This is a genomic window from Bacillus sp. J14TS2 (genome assembly GCF_018333015.1).
Classification (GTDB): domain Bacteria; phylum Bacillota; class Bacilli; order Bacillales; family Bacillaceae_C; genus Lederbergia.
Window position 1 is genome coordinate 224341 of record NZ_BORE01000003.1, and the last position, 18927, is coordinate 243267.

Below are 18927 nucleotides of genomic sequence, written 5' to 3' on the forward strand. Positions count from 1 at the left end.
CAATGACAAAACAATTTTATCAATTTCCGAAGGATTTTTGGTGGGGGTCTGCTTCCTCTGCAACACAGATGGAAGGGGGCGCTCATGAAGGTGGAAGAGGAGAAAATATTTGGGATCGCTGGTATCAAGAGGAACCAAATCGCTTCTTCAATGGAGTAGGACCAGAGAATACATCAGATTTCTACCATCAATATAAAGAAGATATTCAATTATTGAAAGAAACGGGACATAATAGTTTTCGTCCATCGATTTCTTGGTCACGTTTGATTCCATCCGGTGATGGCGAAGTGAACCAAGAGGCTGTTCGCTTTTATCGTGATGTCTTCCAAACAATGCGCGAAAATGGAATTGAGCCGTTCGTCAATTTATATCATTTCGACATGCCGATTGCGATGCAAGAAAAAGGCGGCTGGACTAATCGTGAAGTGGTAGAAGCCTATGTCCGTTATGCAAAGACTTGTTTTGATCAATTTGGCGATCTTGTCACAAAATGGTTTACACATAACGAGCCTGTTGTAACAATAGAAGGCCAGTATTTGTATGGTTTCCATTATCCTGGGGAACTTGATTTCAAAAAAGGTGTACAAGCTGGTTTTCATTCTATTTTAGCTGGGGCAAAAGCGGTACAAGCCTTCCGTGCAGGTGGACATGAAGGAGAGATTGGTGTGATTTTGAACCTTACTCCATCTTATCCACGCAGTCAACATCCAGAAGATTTGAAGGCTGCACATCTTGCAGATTTATTCTTTAACCGTTCTTTCCTTGATCCATTTGTAAAAGGTGAATTTCCTAGCGATTTCGTTGAGCTTTTGCGTGAGGAAGGATTTATGCCAGAAGTGTTGGACGGAGATTTGGAGATTATTGCCGATAACACCGTAGATCTATTAGGGATTAATTACTATCAACCACGTCGCATTAAAGCGAAAGAAAATATGCCTAATCTAAAAGCTCCATTTGTCCCTGAACGTTTTTTTGATTATTTTAATGAAATGCATGGTCGGAAAATCAATAAATATCGCGGCTGGGAAATCTATGAAAAAGGCATTTACGATATTTTAGTGAATGTACGAGAAAATTATGGCAATATCCCCTGCTTTATTTCTGAAAATGGTATGGGCGTGGAAGACGAGGGGCGTTTTGTTGATGAAAACGGCCAAATTCAAGATGATTACCGGATTGACTTTTACAAGAGCCATCTAAAATGGGTTCATAAAGCCCTTGAAGAAGGAACCAATGTCAAAGGCTATCATGTCTGGACATTTATTGATAACTGGTCATGGCTAAATGCTTATAAAAATCGCTATGGTCTCGTCTCCCTTGATCTTGACAACAACTTCAAACGCACCATCAAAAAAAGCGGCGAATGGTATCGCTCCGTATCTGAACAAGGTGGATTTGAAGATTAAGCAATTCGATAAAACTCGGGTGGTACTAGGCATCAAGAATGAGGTGTTGTGATGAAAAAGTTTTTAGTTATGGATGTTGGTGGGACGTTTATTAAGGTAGCTGTGATGAAGGAAGATGCAGAAATTTTAGCGGAGGAGAGAGTGGCGACTCCTGCCTCTGGTGATGGAGGCATTTTCCGGGTGATACGAGAGATTTTCCATCAGCAAAAAGAGCTTTATCCTGATATTGCGGGGGTTGCTTTGAGTATACCTGGGGCAGTGGATGTTGAAAGCGGCTATGTTTCCTATGCGGGTTCCGTGATGGATATTATCGGCGTGAAAATGAAAGAGGAGTTAGCTGATCTCGGGGTTCCAGTGGAAGTTGAAAATGATGCGAATTGTGCTGCCTTGGCAGAAAAGTGGAAGGGGAATGCACAAGATTGTCATAATTTCCTTTGTGTGACGATTGGAACAGGAATCGGCGGGGCAATTTTTAGCCGAAATGAAATTGTCCATGGAGTAGCAGGGATGGCAGGAGAATTCGGCTTAATGATGCTGGACACACATGCAGATATCCCCGAGTTATTAGATCAACGAAATTTCAGTCGCTATTCCTCTACATGGAATATGGTGGACAGATTAAATAAACATTTTGATGAAGAAAGAACCGGAGAAGAATGGTTTGAATTATATGATCAACAAAATGCCGAGGTAATGGAGATCATTCATTCTTTTTATGATCGTCTTTCCATTGGAATCATTAATTTGATGCATATTTTTGCCCCTGAAAAGATCGTGATTGGCGGTGGCATAAGTAGTCGCCCTGAATTAATTCCATATGTGAAAAAGCAGATTGCCAAAGTCCCTACCGCTATCGCCGCAAAAATAGACATTGAAGAATGTAAGCAAAAGAACAAAGCTGGGTTAATCGGTGCTCTCCATCATTTTCAAAAAATGAACAATGGATGATAATTTGTAACGAGTTTAACTCTTTAACGCTGTATTTATGATAAAATAGGCGTATCATATAAAAATTATTGAGACGGAGTGTTAGCATATGCTTGGAGCTATTGAAGCAGGGGGTACAAAATTTGTTTGTGCTGTGGGGAAAGAAGACGGTACTCTAATTGAACGGATTCAACTTGATACACTGACTCCGGAAAATACCATTCCTCATGTTATTGAGTTTTTTAAAAAACATGAAATTGATGCATTAGGAATTGGCTCCTTTGGGCCAATTGATATAGATAAAAAGAGTAAAACATATGGAAATATCACGTCGACTCCGAAACTAAAATGGAGAAATTATCCCTTTCTCCAGGAGCTAAAGAACGCTTTGCAAGTACCAATGGAGTTTAATACAGATGTGAATGCAGCTGCTCTAGGGGAAGTGATGCTAGGGGCTGCTCAAGATGTGGATAGCTGTATGTACATAACGGTTGGTACAGGCGTGGGTGTTGGTGCAGTTATACAAGGTGAACTATTGCAAGGACTCTCTCATCCAGAAATGGGCCATATTCTAGTGAGAAGGCATCCAGATGATACATATGAAGGCTTCTGCCCCTATCATGGTGATTGCCTAGAAGGAATGGCAGCAGGACCAGCCATTGAGCAACGCTGGGGCAAAAAGGGAGTCGAACTTCAAGAGCAGCAAGAGGTCTGGGAACTAGAAGCTTATTATTTAGCTCAAGCCCTTATGCAATTCATCCTAATCGTCTCACCAAAGAAAATCATCATGGGTGGCGGGGTCATGAAACAAAAGCAATTATTCCCACTCATTCAGAAAAAAGTTCAAGAATTACTAAATGGATATGTCGCCGTTCCGCAAATCTTGGAACATATCGATGAATATATCGTTCCACCTGCACTTGGCGATAACGCCGGCATCACCGGTGCACTCATGCTCGCCAAACGAGCTATCGAAAAATAAACCAAGGCTCTGCTATCAGTAGGTATTCTTCATTCCCACTGATCGAGTTTATCCTCACTTGGACGATTGCACCTGATAGAAAAGGAGATAGAACTTAAAGTTCTATCTCCTTTTTGCTTTGAAATAAGAAACTTATATTGAGGTGGGGTGGAGAAACCGATACCTAAGAGGAGAAGCCCCATAACTAGGAGGAGAAACCCATAGTTGTGCTGAGAACCCCATAACTTAGAGAAGAACCCCATAACTTGGAAAAGTAGCCCATATCTTGAAGGAGAGCCCCATAGTTAAGGTAAGAACCCCATTTATAACATGAGAAACCCAATCTTATGCCTGAGAAGCCCATAACTAGGAGGAGAAACCCATACTTTGAAGGAGAAGCTCATAACTTGGAGAAGAAATCCATACTTTGAAGGAGAAGCTCATAACTTGGAGAAGAACCCCATACTTTGAAGAAGAACCCCATACTTTGAAGAAGAATCCCATTACTTGGAAAAGAAGCCCATATCTTGAAGGAGAAATCCATACTTAGAAAGAGGAACCCATACTTAAGAAGAAAACCCCATAGTTGAGGTAAGAACCTCATTTATAATTTGAAGAACCCATAGTTGTGCTGAGAACCCCTTAAATGAAAAATAGCCCAATCTTGATCAAGGAACCCCATACTTTGAAGAAGAACCCCATAACTTGGAAAAGAAGCCCATATCTTGAAGGAGAAACCCATACTTAGGAAGAGGAATCCATACTAAAGAAGAAAAAAACATAATTGAGGTAAGAACCTCATTTATAACTTGAGAACCCCATAACTCATAGAAGGACCCCATTTCTCAGATGAGAACCTTCATCCCGAGCCAAAGCAACCCACTCTCAAGAAAAGGGAAGCCCATATTTTGGTTAGGAAAACTTATTCAGAAAGCAAAAACCCCATTCTATAAATGGAGTTCCTCTTTATCTTGGGGGAATATCCGTTTCTAAATAGACTTTTTCTCCTTCAGAAATGTCGACTTGTGCACTAGTCATATCGGTGATCCAGTCGGTAAATGCCGGGATGTCTGCATCTTGCACATAGACGTCTAAGATTACGGAGTCGGTATAGTGAATGTCTTTTAGGGGATAGGCGGAGCTTCGTAATTCATTTTCCAGTTTTCCGAGCCAGGTGTAATCTGCCTTCAAATGCATGAGTGTTGTTCGTTTTCTTTCAACGACGCCGACTGCGTTTAATCCTTCAGAAGTAGCACCACCATAAGCACGGATAAGGCCACCTGCTCCAAGTTTGATCCCACCGAAATATCTTGTTACAACCACAACTGTATCTTTTAATTCCCGCTTTTTTAACACTTCTAACATTGGGACCCCGGCTGTTCCACTTGGTTCCCCATCATCATTCGCTTTTTGAATCTGGTCTTGCTCCCCAATCAGATAGGCGGAACAATTATGGGTTGCACTCCAATGTTGCTTTTTAATTTCTTGGATAAAATTTTGCGCCTCTTCCTCCGTTTCTACTCGGGCAAGATGGGCAATAAATCTTGATTTTTGAATGACGATTTCATGTTCGCCGCGCTGTTTGACTGTAAAATAGGATGGAATTTTTTTCATTCTAACCTCCGAGTTTATGATAAAGTGAATATATGAAAAAGATCAACTTATTCATGTTTGATTTCCAGGTGGTAGGATGTGTCCGTATACATTCAATATATCATAGATACGAATGAAATCCTAAGATAGGAGGCTATATAGATGACAAGTCTATTTGATCCTAAGTTGAGAAAAGGGGATTTTGTACCAAAAATAAACGCTTATTATTTTAAACAATGGGATGGTTATGAAATGGATTTTCACGCCCATAAAGAAGTGGAAATTATGTATGTTATAGATGGGAAATGCACTGTTGAGCTTCTAAAAGAGGCTTTCTCATTAAAAAAAGGAGACTTTATTTTACTGGATGCGCATATGCCACATCGTTTAATTGTTGGATCAGGCACTCCGTGTAGAATGCTAAATATTGAGTTTACTTTTAGGCTGAAAATGGCCCGCGTACCAAGCATCCAAGATCTTGTGAACGAAAATGATGTGTTTTCCCGCTTTTTAAGCTTGAATGAAGGCTACCTGATCCTAAAGGATTCTGCTCAAATCTACTATACGCTTAAAAACATCGTCCTAGAGAGTGATAAAAAACAAGACTTGATGGTTCATCTTCTTTTGACCCAGCTTTTGTTACAACTGGCAAGAATGGCGATAAAAAGTAAAGAGGAGGATCCACAGGCTAATCTTTATATTCATCAAGCCTTGGAATATATTCATCAACACTATGACCAAGACATTCAAGTGAAGGATATTGCAGATGAGGTAAATCTCCATCCCGGTTATTTGCATCGTATTTTTAAAAAATTAGTGCAGAGCTCTCTCATGGAATATGTCAATTCTTTTCGAATGGAAAAGGCGAAAATGTTATTAGCAGATACAGACATTCCGATTATCGAAATTTCACAATATGTTGGGATGAACAGCAGCCAATACTTTAGCCAGGTGTTTAAAAAGTATACGGGTAAAACCCCTGTTGACTACCGGCGTTTTTCAGTACGCACAATCGAGAAGTGGAATAAAAGTTAGGATTTTGAACATCAAACTTCGCATAAAGTGATGAAGATACAATCATTCAAACATAAAGCTTGTTACACTTTTATTGACACATATTTTAAAGGGAGTGGTTGAATGTCATTCAAAGTAGCTTTTATTGGAGCGGGGAGTATTGGTTTTACAAGAGGGCTATTGCGCGATTTATTAGCAGTACCAGAATTTCAGGATATTGATATTGCTTTTACCGATATTAATGAACGTAATTTAGAAATGGTCACACAGCTTTGTCAACGCGATATTGAGGCGAACGGCTTAAACATCAAAATCAAGCCAACGACTGATCGACGCGAGGCCTTTAAGGATGCGAAATACATCTTTTCTGTTGTAAGAATTGGTGGACTTGAAGCCTTCCAAACGGATATCGATATTCCTTTAAAATATGGGATTGATCAATGTGTTGGGGATACATTATGTGCAGGCGGGATCATGTATGGACAGCGAGGCATTGCCGAGATTCTTGATATTTGTAAGGATATTCGTGAAACCGCTGCCGCGGACTGCTTACTGCTTAATTACGCCAATCCAATGGCCATGATGACTTGGGCTTGTAACCATTATGGCGGAGTACGAACGATTGGCCTCTGCCATGGTGTCCAAGGTGGGCACTCACAGATTGCCGAGGCTTTTGGTTTGCCAAAAAAAGAAGTAGACATTATTTGTGCAGGAATAAACCACCAAACTTGGTATATCAGTATCAAACATAAAGGCGAGGATTTAACAGGGAATTTGTTGGAAGCCTTTGAACAACATTCTGATTTTAAAAATACGGAAAAAGTCCGAATTGATATGCTACGGCGATTTGGTTATTATAGCACGGAATCAAATGGTCATTTAAGCGAGTATGTCCCATGGTATCGCAAACGTCCAGAGGAGATTCAAGAGTGGATTGACTTAGGTTCTTGGATTAACGGGGAGACAGGCGGTTACTTACGTGTCTGCACAGAAGGAAGAAATTGGTTTGAAACAGACTTTCCGAACTGGTTAAAAGAAAAACCAATGGAGTACACCCAAGAAAATCGCAGTGAAGAGCATGGGTCTTATATTATTGAAGGTCTTGAGACAGGTCGGGTGTATAGAGGGCATTTTAATGTCATGAATAATGGGGTGATTGCCAATCTACCAGATGATGCAATTATTGAAGCTCCAGGATATGTCGATCGAAATGGCATCAATATGCCGCAAGTCGGCGATCTACCATTAGGTTGTGCGGCTGTTTGTAATGTAAGCATTTCGGTGCAAAGATTGGCGGTCGAAGCCGCGGTTCATGGCGATGATGCCCTTCTTCGTCAAGCGATGATGATGGACCCTCTTACGGGAGCAGTTTGTAATCCGCAGGAAATTTGGCAAATGGTAGATGAAATGCTAGTAGCTCAAGAAAAATGGTTGCCACAATATAAAGAGGCGATTGCAAACGCGAAGCACCGCCTTGCTACAGAGGAATTACTACCAACCAATCCAGACTACAAGGGTGCAGCTCGGATCAAAGTCAAGTCGGTAGAGGAAATGGCACAAGACCGGGAAGCTGCAAATAAAAATGCAGGGGAAGCAGATAAAGCGAAGGAACGTCCGGCAGCCACGAAATAAAATGAGAGAAACCAGCCCGATTCGCAAGAGGATTGGGCTGGTTTTCTCTTTCTAGTTCTCTATTTGTTATGTCTTAATGGATTAAAAATCTACAAAATTTGCTACCTTTATTTGAATCAATAACAATGGGCAAGTTTTGACATATTCTGAATGAAAACTCATACAATATTCTAAAATAGATCTACTTTCGAAGTGAAAGCAATCTCTCTCACAGTTAGGCATCCTGTTATTTGATTTTGGCGAATGAAATGCAGCTAGTGGATAGATTCAAATAACAAAAGAGGTGAATGGGATGAAAAGGGGATCGTTTTTATTAATCTTATTGGGACTATTTGTCTTCATGCTGGTTGGCTGCAGCGGTGGTGATAAGGATGAGAAAGTGACCTTAAACGTATGGTATTGGAATCGTTCCATTGATGATGATTTGATCAAAAGAGTGAGTGAGGAATTTCCCGATATAAAAATCAATGCGCAAAAAATTGATAGTGGAGAATACAAAACGAAATTGCAAACCTCTTTAACTACTAGTACAGGTGCACCTGATATCGTTGCCCTGAATGACTGGGTAACCGAGTTTCTTCCGAATCATGATAAGTTCGTCAACCTATTAGACTATGATGCGGATAAAGTGAAGGACGATTACTTGGAATGGAAATGGAATTATGCGTTAACCCCTGATGGCGAAAATCTAATTGCTTTACCGATGGATACAGCACCTACTGCCTTATATTACCGAGAGGATCTTTTTGCAGAGGCTGGTTTACCGACCGATCCTGAGGAGGTTTCCGCTGAAATTTCCACATGGGATGATTATATTGCCGCAGGAGAGAAGTTAGAAGCGGCAACTGGCGTGAAAATGTTCGATACGATTAACCGTGTGTTCACACAATCCATTAGTCAAAGTGATACCAGTTATTTTGATGAAAATGATCAATTTATTGGTGATACAGGAACCATCAAGGAAGCGTGGGACCGTGCGGTTATCATTAACGAGAAAGGCTTGAGTGCCAATACAGAAGTGGATGGTCCGGAATGGAATGCCAGCATGAATAATGGGCAAGTAGCCTCTTTTATCGGTGGAGTTTGGGTGAAAAATATTTTAAAAGATGCGGCTCCTGATACTGCTGGTAAATGGAGAATAGCCAGAGCTCCTGGTGGGGATGGAAATCAAGGCGGCTCCTTTATCGGCATACTTAAAAGTTCTGAGCATCCAGAGGAGGCTTATAAGGTAATTGAATGGATGATGAATCCTGAAAATCAATTAGAGTCTTATGTGAAAATGGATTTATTCCCTTCCACCCCAAGTGTTTTTGAGGACGAAAAGATGACTTCTACCGAGGAATTCTTTGGAGGGCAAGAAACCACTCAAATTTTCTCAGAATCGGCTAAACATGTAAAGCCGATGTATTTTGGGGTTGACTATTCGCGTGTCAATACGCTCTTTAGTGATGCGTTAACCGATATTGCCAAACAGGGGAAAGACCCTGATAAATCATGGCAGGAGGTTCTGGATCAGGTGGAAAAAGAGCTTTCTCGCTAATTTGGAAGAATAGGAGACGGGAATGAGAATCTCGTCTCTTCTGTCTCATTAGCTATTATGCCAACGAATAAGGGAGGCGCTGAAATGGATAGCCTTGAACAGAACATGAAAAAAGCATCTAAGAAAAGTGTCTGGGCAGAAATATATGAGAAAAAGGTGCTCTATTTATTCATCTCTCCTTTTTATCTTCTGTTTCTTATTTTTGGTCTATTTCCCATCTTATTCTCTTTATATCTCTCCTTTCAAAAATGGGATGGTATTGGCGAAATGCAATTTGTTGGACTACAGCAATTCAAATATCTGATAACCGATCATCTTTTTTGGCAGGCGGTTACGAATACGTTTCTTATTTGGTTTATTTCGACCATCCCGATGCTTTTTGGTGCATTAGTGATCGCATTTTTATTAAATGCTTCGTTTATAAAAATGAAAGGTTTCTATCGTGCCGCCTATTTTGTCACCAATGTAACCTCTATCGTAGCCGTCACGATTATTTTTAAATCGATATTTGGAAATCATTATGGTTTACTAAATTATTTAATTACAACAATTGGGTTTGAACCAGTTAACTGGCTGGATTCTAGTTTCTTAATTAAGCTTGTAATTGCATCTATGGTCGTCTGGAGGTGGACGGGATATAATGCCATTATTTATTTAGCGGGATTACAAGCGATCCCAAATGATCTCTATGAAGCAGCTAAGATCGATGGAGCCAGTATTTTTCAACAATTTTTCTATATTACGGTTCCGTTATTACGACCAATTATTTTATTTACGGTTTTAATGACGACGATTGGTTCCATGCAATTATTTACAGAGCCACAGGTTTTACTTGGAAATTCTGGAGGAGTTGGCGGCGCAGGTCTTACCATTACGTTATATATGTATAAGCAAGGGTTTGTCGATCATCAATTCGGCTATGCTTCCGTCGTATCCTGGGCTTTGTTTATCATTATTGCTTTATTTTCACTGATTAATTGGCAGGTCGTTCAAAAAACGGGAGCGAAGTGAAATAAGAAAGGAGTGCCAAAGTGAATAAAACGCAAAATCTCCTGAAAACGATGGGGTTGCACTTTTTACTTATGATTGGTGTTTTCGTTTCAATCTTTCCGTTTTATTGGTTGACTGTGATGGCAACGAATCAAACGAGTGATATTTTACGGTTTCCGCCAAGACTAGTGTTTGGAGTAGAATTAATCACAAATATACGAAATGTTATAGACAATGTAAATTTTTTTCAAGCCTTTTTGAACACCCTCTTTGTGACTGTCATCTCTGCCTTATGTGTACTTTTCTTTTGCTCACTAGCAGGCTTCACTTTTGCGAAATTTGATTTTCCAGGAAAGAATTGGCTGTTCGGCCTCCTACTTATCACTCTAATGATACCTTCTCAATTATCTTTTATTCCATCTTACATTTTGATTTCAAAGATCGGATGGATCGGGACTTATAAAGCCCTCATTGTACCTGGAATTGCCAATGCTTTTGGGATTTTCTGGATCAGACAATTTTCGCAAGAATCCATTCATGATAGTCTTCTTGATGCTGGCAGATTAGATGGTTGCAATTATTTCAGATTATACTGGAATATTGCTTTACCGATATTAAGGCCTGCCTTAGCTTTCCTAGGTATCTTCTCTTTTATTGGCGTATGGAATGATTACCTCTGGCCGCTTATTGTGCTGAATGATCCCGTAAAATATACTTTACAAGTGACCTTATCACAATTAAACGGAATTTATGATACTGATTATGGAATGGTGATGGCTGGTACACTTTTGGCGACGCTTCCATTAATCATTATGTTTTTATTTGTCAGCCGCCAGTTTATTTCTGGGATCGCAGCAGGAGCGGTGAAGGATTAATAGATATAATGGCACCAGGTCATAAGGACCTAGTGCCTCTTTTTATAAGATTAGAAGGAAATTTTGGTTTGGATTTAGCGCCAGCGCATAGCCCCGCCGATGTCCACTAAAATAACCTGAGCCAATAAAAGTTAAAACCGGACTTTTCTTGACTTGGAACATTTACTTGTCGAGGGCTACAGGGTGTTGGTCAGAACAGTGTTGCGACGTACAGGATGTTACCAGTACAGACGAAGCGACAGGACGTCGTGAATTTTAGCCTTTCTTCCTATATCAAGGCGCTTGTGCTTTTCTTATGCCAATTATGACCAATGTAAAGCACTCAGTCTTTTTAACCGAGTTTCATGTTAAACTGAGGATAACATGGGGCTTTGGTTCAAGCTCTTGACTTTTGAATTACGCTTTCTTGTTCGTAGAATAAACTAGGTCAGAAGCAATAGTTCTCATTTTAGCGAAATAATTGTAAGCTAAACTTAATATTCACATCAAATTTCCATGCTATAATAATGAAATAGTGATGACGCCATTTACAAATAAAAATAGATAGAATTAATGTCTTGATCTATAGGTCTATAGCATTTTAATGTAGGTCTTTTGGCGTGAAATGGGTAACCGTTTATTAGCCTTTAAGATGGATTTTATGCAAATTTACGATCTAAAAATAGTTGGAATTTACGTAATCATGTAAAATAAATTTTATCCAGAAAGGAGGGTATCCTTCAGCGGGAAGATGCCACTAAGAAAACTTGATGTAAAAGCACTGGATTTTATTGTAGAACAAATGATAGACACAGTTGACAAAAGTAAAAATGAAATATTCCGAATCGGCGAACAGTGTCGAAAGGAACATGATTCCCTTATTACGGAATTGAAAGAAATCAAAACAAAAGTCGGACAAGTGATTACTGAGAGTGATGAACTTGAAGAAAAGTCGAGATTTGCGAGGAAACGTCTTTCAGAGGTAAGCCGCAATTTCAAAACATATTCAGAAGAACAGGTCCGAAAGGTATATGAATTTGCTAATAATTTGCAGACCCAGTATATTGTTAATGAACAATTAGAAAAGCAACTAAGACAGCGACGAGATGATTTGGAAAGAAGATTACTAGGATTACAGGAAACCATTGATCGTTCAGAATTACTTGTATCGCAGATTACGGTTATTTCTAATTATCTTATCAGCGATATCAAAGATATTGGGATCGCTTTAGAAGATGCAAAAATGAAGCAAGATTTTGGATTGCGAATTATTGAAGCACAAGAGGATGAACGAAAGCGGATATCACGAGAGATCCATGACGGACCCGCACAGCTATTAGCGAATGTATTAATCCGGTCTGATTTGGCAGAAAAAGTACATATTGAACAAGGACCTGATGAGGCATTTAAAGAAATTCGGAGCTTGAAAGAAATGATTCGGGATGCCCTTTATGAAGTGCGGAGAATTATCTATGATCTACGTCCGATGGCTTTGGATGATTTAGGATTAATTCCTACACTTGAAAAATATATTTCGTCAATGGGTGAGTATCATCCATCCGTTTATATTCAATTTATTAATTTGGGAGAAGATAAACGATTGCCCTCCAAGTATGAGGTAGCTTTGTTTCGATTGATTCAAGAATCCCTTAATAATGCACTTAAACATGCTGAAGCAAAAGAAATTAAAGTGAAATTACAAGTTTGCAATGATCAAGTATCTGCCGTTATAAAGGATAATGGAAAAGGCTTTGATCCTGCTATTAATAAAGATGGATCATTTGGTTTAATTGGAATGAAGGAGCGCGTTACCATTCTCGATGGGGAGCTAAAGATTGAATCCGCTCCAGATAAAGGGACAATGATCCATATAAAGGTTCCCGTATTGGAATAAAAAATTGAGAAATACTGCCGATAGATATGTAGGGGGAGAAAAAATGACCACAAAGATTATTATTATCGATGATCATCAATTGTTTCGTGAAGGAGTTAAACGAATCTTAGAATTTGAAAAATCCTTTTCAGTTGTAGCGGAAGGGGATGATGGATCTGATGTAATTGGCTTGGTAGAGGAACACCATCCAGATGTCGTTCTACTAGACATTAATATGAAGGATACAAATGGTATTGAAGCTACCCGTCAATTGATTGAATCTTATCCTGAAACAAAAGCGATGATTTTGTCGATTCATGATGATGAAGCTTATGTGACACATGCACTAAAAACTGGAGCAGCTGGTTATATGCTGAAGGAAATGGATTCAGACGAATTGATTGAGGCTGTAAAAGTAGTAGCAGATGGAGGCTCCTATATCCATCCAAAAATCACTCATAAGCTTGTCAACGAATACCGCAGACTTGCGAACCAACAAAATGATGGTCAAGGTTATCAACAACCAGAAGTACAAATACCACTTCATTTGCTAACAAGTAGAGAATGTGAAGTATTGCAACTACTTGCAGATGGAAAAAGTAACCGTGCAATCGGAGAAACACTTTACATAAGTGAAAAGACGGTTAAAAATCATGTTAGTAATATCCTGCAAAAAATGAATGTAAACGACCGCACTCAAGCTGTTGTCACAGCAATTAAAAATGGCTGGGTAGAAGTTCGTTAAACGGAAAAAGGAATCTGTTAAAAATTTAACAGATTCCTTTTTTTTGGATTGATTTAGCTCCCTATTAAAATGGGGTTCTCCGTTGAAGAATGGTCATCATTTCTCTTGAATGGGTTTCTTCGTCCGAGAATGGGGATCCTCTACCAGAAATGGGGTTCTCTGTTGAAGAATGGTCATCATTGCTCTTAAATGAGTTTCCTCGTCCGAGAATGAGGATCCTCTACCAGAAATGGGGTTCTCCGTTGAAGAATGGTCATCATTCCTCTTGAATGAGTTTCCTCGTCCGAGAATGGGGATCCTCTAGCAGAAATGGGGCTCCACCGAAGAATGGGCATTATTGCTCTTAAATGGGTTTCCTCATCCCGGAATGGGTATCATTCAACAGAAATGGGTTTCTCCATTAAAAAATGGGTATCTTCCTGCTAAAATTGGTATTCTCGTCAAAGTACTTTTCCTAAATAGGGGGTCATTTTAAGAACTTATTCGCCATTTTTATGTATCGAGGTAGTTGTTCCCATTCATTTAGACTTTTCAAAGTGATGTTTATCCGATAGAATGATGAAAGCGAAAGTAACATAAAGTGAAACTTCAATCAGTGCGGGGTTTTTCAAACTCCTATTGATTCGGGCTTTTTCGGACAGTGTATCCCCACCTACGCTTATCCGTATTCTCTAGAGTCTTAAGGTGGGGGTATTACTGCCCCGTTAATGCGGGATAAAAAAATGAGGTTGATAGAAATGAAGACAGCTATTGTGACAGATAGTACTTCATATATACCAAAACAGGTTCGAGAAACATTCGATATTCATATGATCCCACTGAGTGTAGTAATCAAGGGAGAATCTTACCGAGAAGAGATCGATATCACTGTGAAAGATTTCTATGACGAGGTGAGATACGGGGACAAGCTTCCAACAACAACCCAACCACCGATTGGGGAATTTGAAGCATTATTTACTGAACTTGCGAAAGACTTTGACGCGATTATTAGTGTTCATCTTTCCAGTGGTATAAGTGGAACATATCAAGGAGCTGTTGCCGCAGGTAATCTAATTGCTGGTGCAAAGGTTTATGCTTATGATTCTGAGCTTAGCTGTATGGCACAAGGTTTTTATGCAATTAAAGCCGCGAAAATGGCTAAGGAAGGAAAGAGTCCTCAAGAAATTCTTCCTGTATTAGATGAAATGAAAGAAAATATGCGTGCTTATTTCATGGTGGATAATCTTACTCATCTTCAACGTGGCGGAAGATTGTCCAGTGCCCAAGCAATGATAGGAAGTCTGCTCAGTATTAAACCACTTCTACACTTCCAAGACAAAGTGATTGTCCCTTTTGAAAAAATTCGTACACGTAAAAAAGCATTAAAACGGATCGTCGATCTACTAGATGAAGATGTGAAAAAAGGGAAGAATCTGCAAGCGACCATTATTCATGCGAACCGTTTGGATGAAGCCCTGGAATGGAAAGTGGAATTAGCCAAGCAATATCCTCAAGTTGAATTTAACATTAGCTATTTTGGTCCTGTGATTGGCACTCACCTAGGGGAAGGCTCAATGGGACTTTGTTGGACGATAAAATAATTTTTTCTATATGATATTTCGCCTCCAGAAAAGCTGAAGGGATAGGTACAACTGTTGTAATTGTTTGTTGTGCGCAGGACTATTTTGCTTTGGAGGTTCTTTGTATTGGAGAAAAATCTAGAAACGGTGGTTCATATCTAGAGCAAGGGGATAGCATTGATATGATAAAAAGAAAACGCTTTATGGATAGAGTTTACTTTAATCAGCCCATTAAAAGAAAGTTAATGATTTTAATTTCCTGTATTATGTTCATTTCTTTATTATTGACGGTAATCGGACTACAATATGCTTTTCACAGCTATGATGAACAAATATACGTAAAATCTGCACAGGTCTTGAATACATCAGCTGATAATATTGAGAACGAGTTGAAAAACATCGAGAATGTTTCCTATACGATCGCAACGGATTCTCTTATTCAGCAATATCTGACGACTTTAAGGGAAGAACGGTCGGAATATGAAAAATTTCTAATCCGGCAAAAAATGAAAGATAAAGTATTAAACCTGATTAATTCGGAGAATTATATTGAAGCTGTCCATATCGTGGATTCTTACGGGGAAGCTCATATTGTAGGGAAAAGACCAAGGATACTTCCGACTGAAATTCAAAAGGATATTTTAGACCATTCCAATAAATCGGCCGGTAGTCATATATGGTTAGACCAACTTGGAAGTGAGATTACACTTGTTTCAGCAAGGGAGATTAGAAAATATCAAGATTTAAGTTTTGCTAATCTTGGTACCGTGATCATTCGAGTGGATACAGATAAATTAATCCGTCATTTTATGGAAAGTTCACAAAAGAAGGAGGGGAATTTTCTTGTCAAAAATCATAATGGGGAACTGATCTATCCATTGGAACCAAATGATATGGAAGCCATGATTTTAGTGAATCAGGATGATGAAGGTTATCGTATCCAAACCGTCGATCAGAGTAAATATTTTATTGTGCAGATGGAATCAGATTTTTCTAATTGGCACTACTTTAACATCATCCCCTTTAACGAGATTTTTCGGCAAATCCTTCTAATCAAAACGAGTATTCCCATTTTATTTATAGTAATGTTTGTCATTGTTTTGGTGATTGGCATTAAATTTGCTAGAAGCATTACAAATCCATTAGAAAATTTAGCTGCTGGAATGAAATATATTCAAAAAGGGAATTTTAGCAAAGCAAAAAGTGAGATTTTACATATGCCGAAGCTTCACAAAGATGAAGTGTGGGAATTACATAAAAATTTCTTAGACATGACACAGCAAATCGACGATTTAATTCATGCCAATTCTTCCAAACAAATCATGATTAAGGAAACAGAATTTAAAGCACTACAAGCGCAGATTAATCCGCATTTTCTTTACAATACATTGGAATCGATTAATTGGTTAGCGAAGAGTAATCGTCAAATGCAAATTTCAAATATGGTAGAATCCCTTGGTTACTTATTACGCAATTCCATGAGTTGGAAGGAACCACTTGTTTCGATTGAAGAGGAGTTAAATATTGTTAAAAATTATGTTGTTATTCAAAAATACCGTTTTGAAGATAGACTAAATTTCCATATAGATGTAGAACCAAGCTTATTTCTATATAAAATACCGAAATTAACTTTACAGCCTTTAATTGAAAATGCCATCCACCATGCCTTGGAACCTATGATTGAACCTTGTTTCATTACAATCAGCTCTGAGAAAAAAGAAAAGACGATAGAATTAATCGTTGCAGATAATGGGCCGGGAATGGATAAAGCACTTTTAGCACAGGTGAGAAACTATAAAGTTCAAACAAGGGGACAAGGGATCGGCCTAAAAAATATTGATGAGCGAATTAAGCGTTTATTTGGTGAACAATATGGAATACGAATAGAAGCTGAGCCAAATGTGGGGACATCTGTACATATACTATTGCCATATGATAAAGGGTGAAATCGTAATGTATAAAGTTTTACTTGTTGATGATGAGCGGATTATTCTTGAAGGAATTTCCAATTTTATCGAGTGGGAAACCTATCAAACAACATTAATAGGAACGGCAAAAAATGGGGTAGAAGCATACCAATTTATTGTGGAAAAACACCCGGATATTGTGATCACAGATATAAAAATGCCAGGAATGAATGGGGTGGAATTAGTTGAGAAAGTTCATGAAAAGCATCCCGAGATCCATTTTATAATGCTTTCAGGTTTTGCTGAATTTGATTATGCAAAACAGGCGATGCAATATGGTGTGAAGCATTATTTGCTTAAGCCTTGCAATGAAAACAATATCATTCAAGCATTAAAAGAATGTATAGAAGAGATAGAAAAGGTTCAGACCCAAGATCAATTTATTCAAGAGATGAAACAGCGATTGGAAAAAATGCTTCCATATGCAAAGGAACAACTATTAAAGGAATTTGTCACAAGCGACGGATATGGCAATAAGGAGTTAGAGCATTATCAGCGAATTTTTCGGATGGAGCTTCGTAATCCTCTCATTAAACTTGTGCTTTTCCAAATCGAGGATCTATTTGATTATGAACATTTATTTGCCATTAAAAATATTTCAGAACATCTCTTTGAAAATATGATTCTTAGTTGTACAGTGGGAGAGCATGTTTTACTTGTGATTGGCATTTCATCGCAAATAGACAATCTGCATGACCAAATGGAGAAGATTCGTGAACAAATTTTTCAATACTATCAAAAAGATACAACCATTGCTGTTAGTGAAGCCGGAAGAATGATTGCAATAAGGCGGCTTTATAAGCAAACATTGGAATGTCTTCAGCATCGTTTCTATTTGGGAGAAGGGAGTATTATTACAAAAGACGATATTTTAACTCAATCGACGCAGGAAAATGATTTACGATATGATGAGCAAAAGTTTTGTTTATTCGTAAAATCAGGACGATGGGAGGAGGCAGAAAAGGAATTAGCACAGTTTTTTCAGCAATTAGCCCAACTTCGTTTAGATATCCAAACAACCAAATCCTATTGTGTTCAGCTTTTTAATGAAATGATTCGGCTATGTCATCCAGAACAAATGAAGGAATACTTGCTTATCATGCCGCAACTATTAGAAATGGAAACCATTCACAGTATGCATACTCTATTTTCAAAGGTTGCAAAAGAAATAAGCCTCCATTTCTATCAGCAAAATAAAAGTAAACATTCAGCGATTATTCAAAAGGTCCTACACATTATTGAAAAAGAAATCGGCAATCACTATCTTTCTCTTAATTTTATCGCCAATGAAAAAATGTTTATGAGTCCGGATTACTTAGGCAAGCTTTTTAAGAAAGAAATGGGGGAGCGTTTTTCTACTTATATTACAAGGATTAGAGTGGAGAAGGCGATTGAGATAATTGATAAGGAAAAGGATGTCAAGGTGTTTGAAGTAGCCGAAAAACTTGGTTTCACAGATTCCCAGTATTTTAGCCAAGTATTTAAGAAACAAACGGGATTGACTCCTTCCGAATACAGGAAGGTTTAAGAAAAATACTCCCGTATAGATATCTCCCTTTTACTAGCATTCCCGTCTTTTGAAAAGAAAAGCCAAGCGTCCGTTTTTGGTGTATAAATTCTATAATAAGGATGAATGGCTAAGGGCACGCTGTCCTGTTGCTTTGTCTGCACTACTAGAATTAGCCGAAATTTATACTTTTCTATAAGGGTTCCCTAGGGAATTTTATAAAGGGATTTCCTCATAGCAGCTTTATAACATGGAGAACTTTGAACATAGGAATACCCCGTTTTATAAGCACCTAGATATTTAATTTTTAAACCCTAGTTTTTTTTGGGGGGGAATCAAATTTCATAAAGAAAAGTATT

At 38.5% G+C, this 18927-nt stretch carries 14 protein-coding genes; 13 read left to right on the forward strand and 1 reads right to left on the reverse strand.

Going from position 1 to position 18927, the window contains the following annotated elements; all coding sequences use genetic code 11:
* Positions 1-2: 2 nt before the first annotated feature.
* The 3 genes from KI375_RS05870 to KI375_RS05880 all read left to right on the forward strand — a co-directional run bounded on the left by KI375_RS05870 (position 3) and on the right by KI375_RS05880 (position 3315).
* Complete coding sequence (locus KI375_RS05870; protein ID WP_212972593.1) at positions 3-1406, forward strand: glycoside hydrolase family 1 protein; 1404 nt, start codon at positions 3-5, stop codon at positions 1404-1406.
* 51 nt (positions 1407-1457) lie between these two features.
* The gene (locus KI375_RS05875) at positions 1458-2354 is read left to right on the forward strand and encodes an ROK family protein (protein WP_212972594.1); all 897 of its coding nucleotides are present in this window, start codon (positions 1458-1460) and stop codon (positions 2352-2354) included.
* Between the two features lie 88 nt (positions 2355-2442).
* Positions 2443-3315 (forward strand): ROK family protein, encoded by an 873-nt coding sequence (locus tag KI375_RS05880; protein ID WP_212972595.1) that lies wholly within the window; start codon positions 2443-2445, stop codon positions 3313-3315.
* A 945-nt stretch (positions 3316-4260) separates the two neighbouring features.
* Here KI375_RS05880 and KI375_RS05885 read toward each other — a convergent pair.
* The gene (locus KI375_RS05885) at positions 4261-4908 is read right to left on the reverse strand and encodes a YigZ family protein (protein ID WP_212972596.1); all 648 of its coding nucleotides are present in this window, start codon (positions 4906-4908) and stop codon (positions 4261-4263) included.
* 141 nt (positions 4909-5049) lie between these two features.
* Between KI375_RS05885 and KI375_RS05890 the strand changes: the two genes are divergently transcribed.
* From KI375_RS05890 to KI375_RS27625, 10 genes are all read left to right on the forward strand, one after another.
* Positions 5050-5922 (forward strand): AraC family transcriptional regulator, encoded by an 873-nt coding sequence (locus KI375_RS05890; protein WP_212972597.1) that lies wholly within the window; start codon positions 5050-5052, stop codon positions 5920-5922.
* A gap of 102 nt (positions 5923-6024) precedes the next feature.
* Positions 6025-7533, forward strand: a complete 1509-nt coding sequence (melA, locus tag KI375_RS05895) for an alpha-glucosidase/alpha-galactosidase (RefSeq protein WP_212972598.1) — start codon at positions 6025-6027, stop codon at positions 7531-7533.
* A 292-nt stretch (positions 7534-7825) separates the two neighbouring features.
* A complete protein-coding gene (locus tag KI375_RS05900; protein ID WP_212972599.1) occupies positions 7826-9073 on the forward strand; it encodes an ABC transporter substrate-binding protein in 1248 nt (415 codons plus the stop codon).
* An 84-nt stretch (positions 9074-9157) separates the two neighbouring features.
* Complete coding sequence (locus tag KI375_RS05905) at positions 9158-10084, forward strand: carbohydrate ABC transporter permease (protein ID WP_212972600.1); 927 nt, start codon at positions 9158-9160, stop codon at positions 10082-10084.
* Positions 10085-10134: 50 nt separating this feature from the next.
* Positions 10135-10938: a carbohydrate ABC transporter permease gene (locus KI375_RS05910; protein WP_212972791.1), complete on the forward strand. Its 804-nt coding sequence runs from the start codon at positions 10135-10137 to the stop codon at positions 10936-10938.
* A gap of 730 nt (positions 10939-11668) precedes the next feature.
* Positions 11669-12811, forward strand: a complete 1143-nt coding sequence (locus KI375_RS05915; protein ID WP_212972601.1) for a sensor histidine kinase — start codon at positions 11669-11671, stop codon at positions 12809-12811.
* A gap of 43 nt (positions 12812-12854) precedes the next feature.
* The gene (locus KI375_RS05920; RefSeq protein ID WP_212972602.1) at positions 12855-13535 is read left to right on the forward strand and encodes a response regulator; all 681 of its coding nucleotides are present in this window, start codon (positions 12855-12857) and stop codon (positions 13533-13535) included.
* Between the two features lie 737 nt (positions 13536-14272).
* Positions 14273-15115, forward strand: coding sequence for a DegV family protein (locus KI375_RS05925; RefSeq protein WP_212972603.1), 843 nt, complete (start codon positions 14273-14275; stop codon positions 15113-15115).
* Between the two features lie 161 nt (positions 15116-15276).
* Entirely contained in the window at positions 15277-17040 is a 1764-nt protein-coding gene (locus KI375_RS05930) for a cache domain-containing sensor histidine kinase (protein WP_212972604.1), read from the forward strand.
* A gap of 7 nt (positions 17041-17047) precedes the next feature.
* Positions 17048-18589, forward strand: a complete 1542-nt coding sequence (locus KI375_RS27625; RefSeq protein WP_212972605.1) for a response regulator transcription factor — start codon at positions 17048-17050, stop codon at positions 18587-18589.
* Positions 18590-18927: the final 338 nt, after the last annotated feature.

What these genes read in the sequence shown, in the direction of transcription:
- KI375_RS05870 (WP_212972593.1), top strand. Translation starts at nt 3, where the DNA reads ATGACAAAACAATTTTATCAATTTCCGAAGGATTTTTGGTGGGGGTCT.
- KI375_RS05875 (WP_212972594.1), top strand. Translation starts at nt 1,458, where the DNA reads ATGAAAAAGTTTTTAGTTATGGATGTTGGTGGGACGTTTATTAAGGTA.
- KI375_RS05880 (WP_212972595.1), top strand. Translation starts at nt 2,443, where the DNA reads ATGCTTGGAGCTATTGAAGCAGGGGGTACAAAATTTGTTTGTGCTGTG.
- KI375_RS05885 (WP_212972596.1), bottom strand. Translation starts at nt 4,908, where the DNA reads ATGAAAAAAATTCCATCCTATTTTACAGTCAAACAGCGCGGCGAACAT.
- KI375_RS05890 (WP_212972597.1), top strand. Translation starts at nt 5,050, where the DNA reads ATGACAAGTCTATTTGATCCTAAGTTGAGAAAAGGGGATTTTGTACCA.
- melA (WP_212972598.1), top strand. Translation starts at nt 6,025, where the DNA reads ATGTCATTCAAAGTAGCTTTTATTGGAGCGGGGAGTATTGGTTTTACA.
- KI375_RS05900 (WP_212972599.1), top strand. Translation starts at nt 7,826, where the DNA reads ATGAAAAGGGGATCGTTTTTATTAATCTTATTGGGACTATTTGTCTTC.
- KI375_RS05905 (WP_212972600.1), top strand. Translation starts at nt 9,158, where the DNA reads ATGGATAGCCTTGAACAGAACATGAAAAAAGCATCTAAGAAAAGTGTC.
- KI375_RS05910 (WP_212972791.1), top strand. Translation starts at nt 10,135, where the DNA reads ATGGGGTTGCACTTTTTACTTATGATTGGTGTTTTCGTTTCAATCTTT.
- KI375_RS05915 (WP_212972601.1), top strand. Translation starts at nt 11,669, where the DNA reads ATGCCACTAAGAAAACTTGATGTAAAAGCACTGGATTTTATTGTAGAA.
- KI375_RS05920 (WP_212972602.1), top strand. Translation starts at nt 12,855, where the DNA reads ATGACCACAAAGATTATTATTATCGATGATCATCAATTGTTTCGTGAA.
- KI375_RS05925 (WP_212972603.1), top strand. Translation starts at nt 14,273, where the DNA reads ATGAAGACAGCTATTGTGACAGATAGTACTTCATATATACCAAAACAG.
- KI375_RS05930 (WP_212972604.1), top strand. Translation starts at nt 15,277, where the DNA reads ATGATAAAAAGAAAACGCTTTATGGATAGAGTTTACTTTAATCAGCCC.
- KI375_RS27625 (WP_212972605.1), top strand. Translation starts at nt 17,048, where the DNA reads ATGTATAAAGTTTTACTTGTTGATGATGAGCGGATTATTCTTGAAGGA.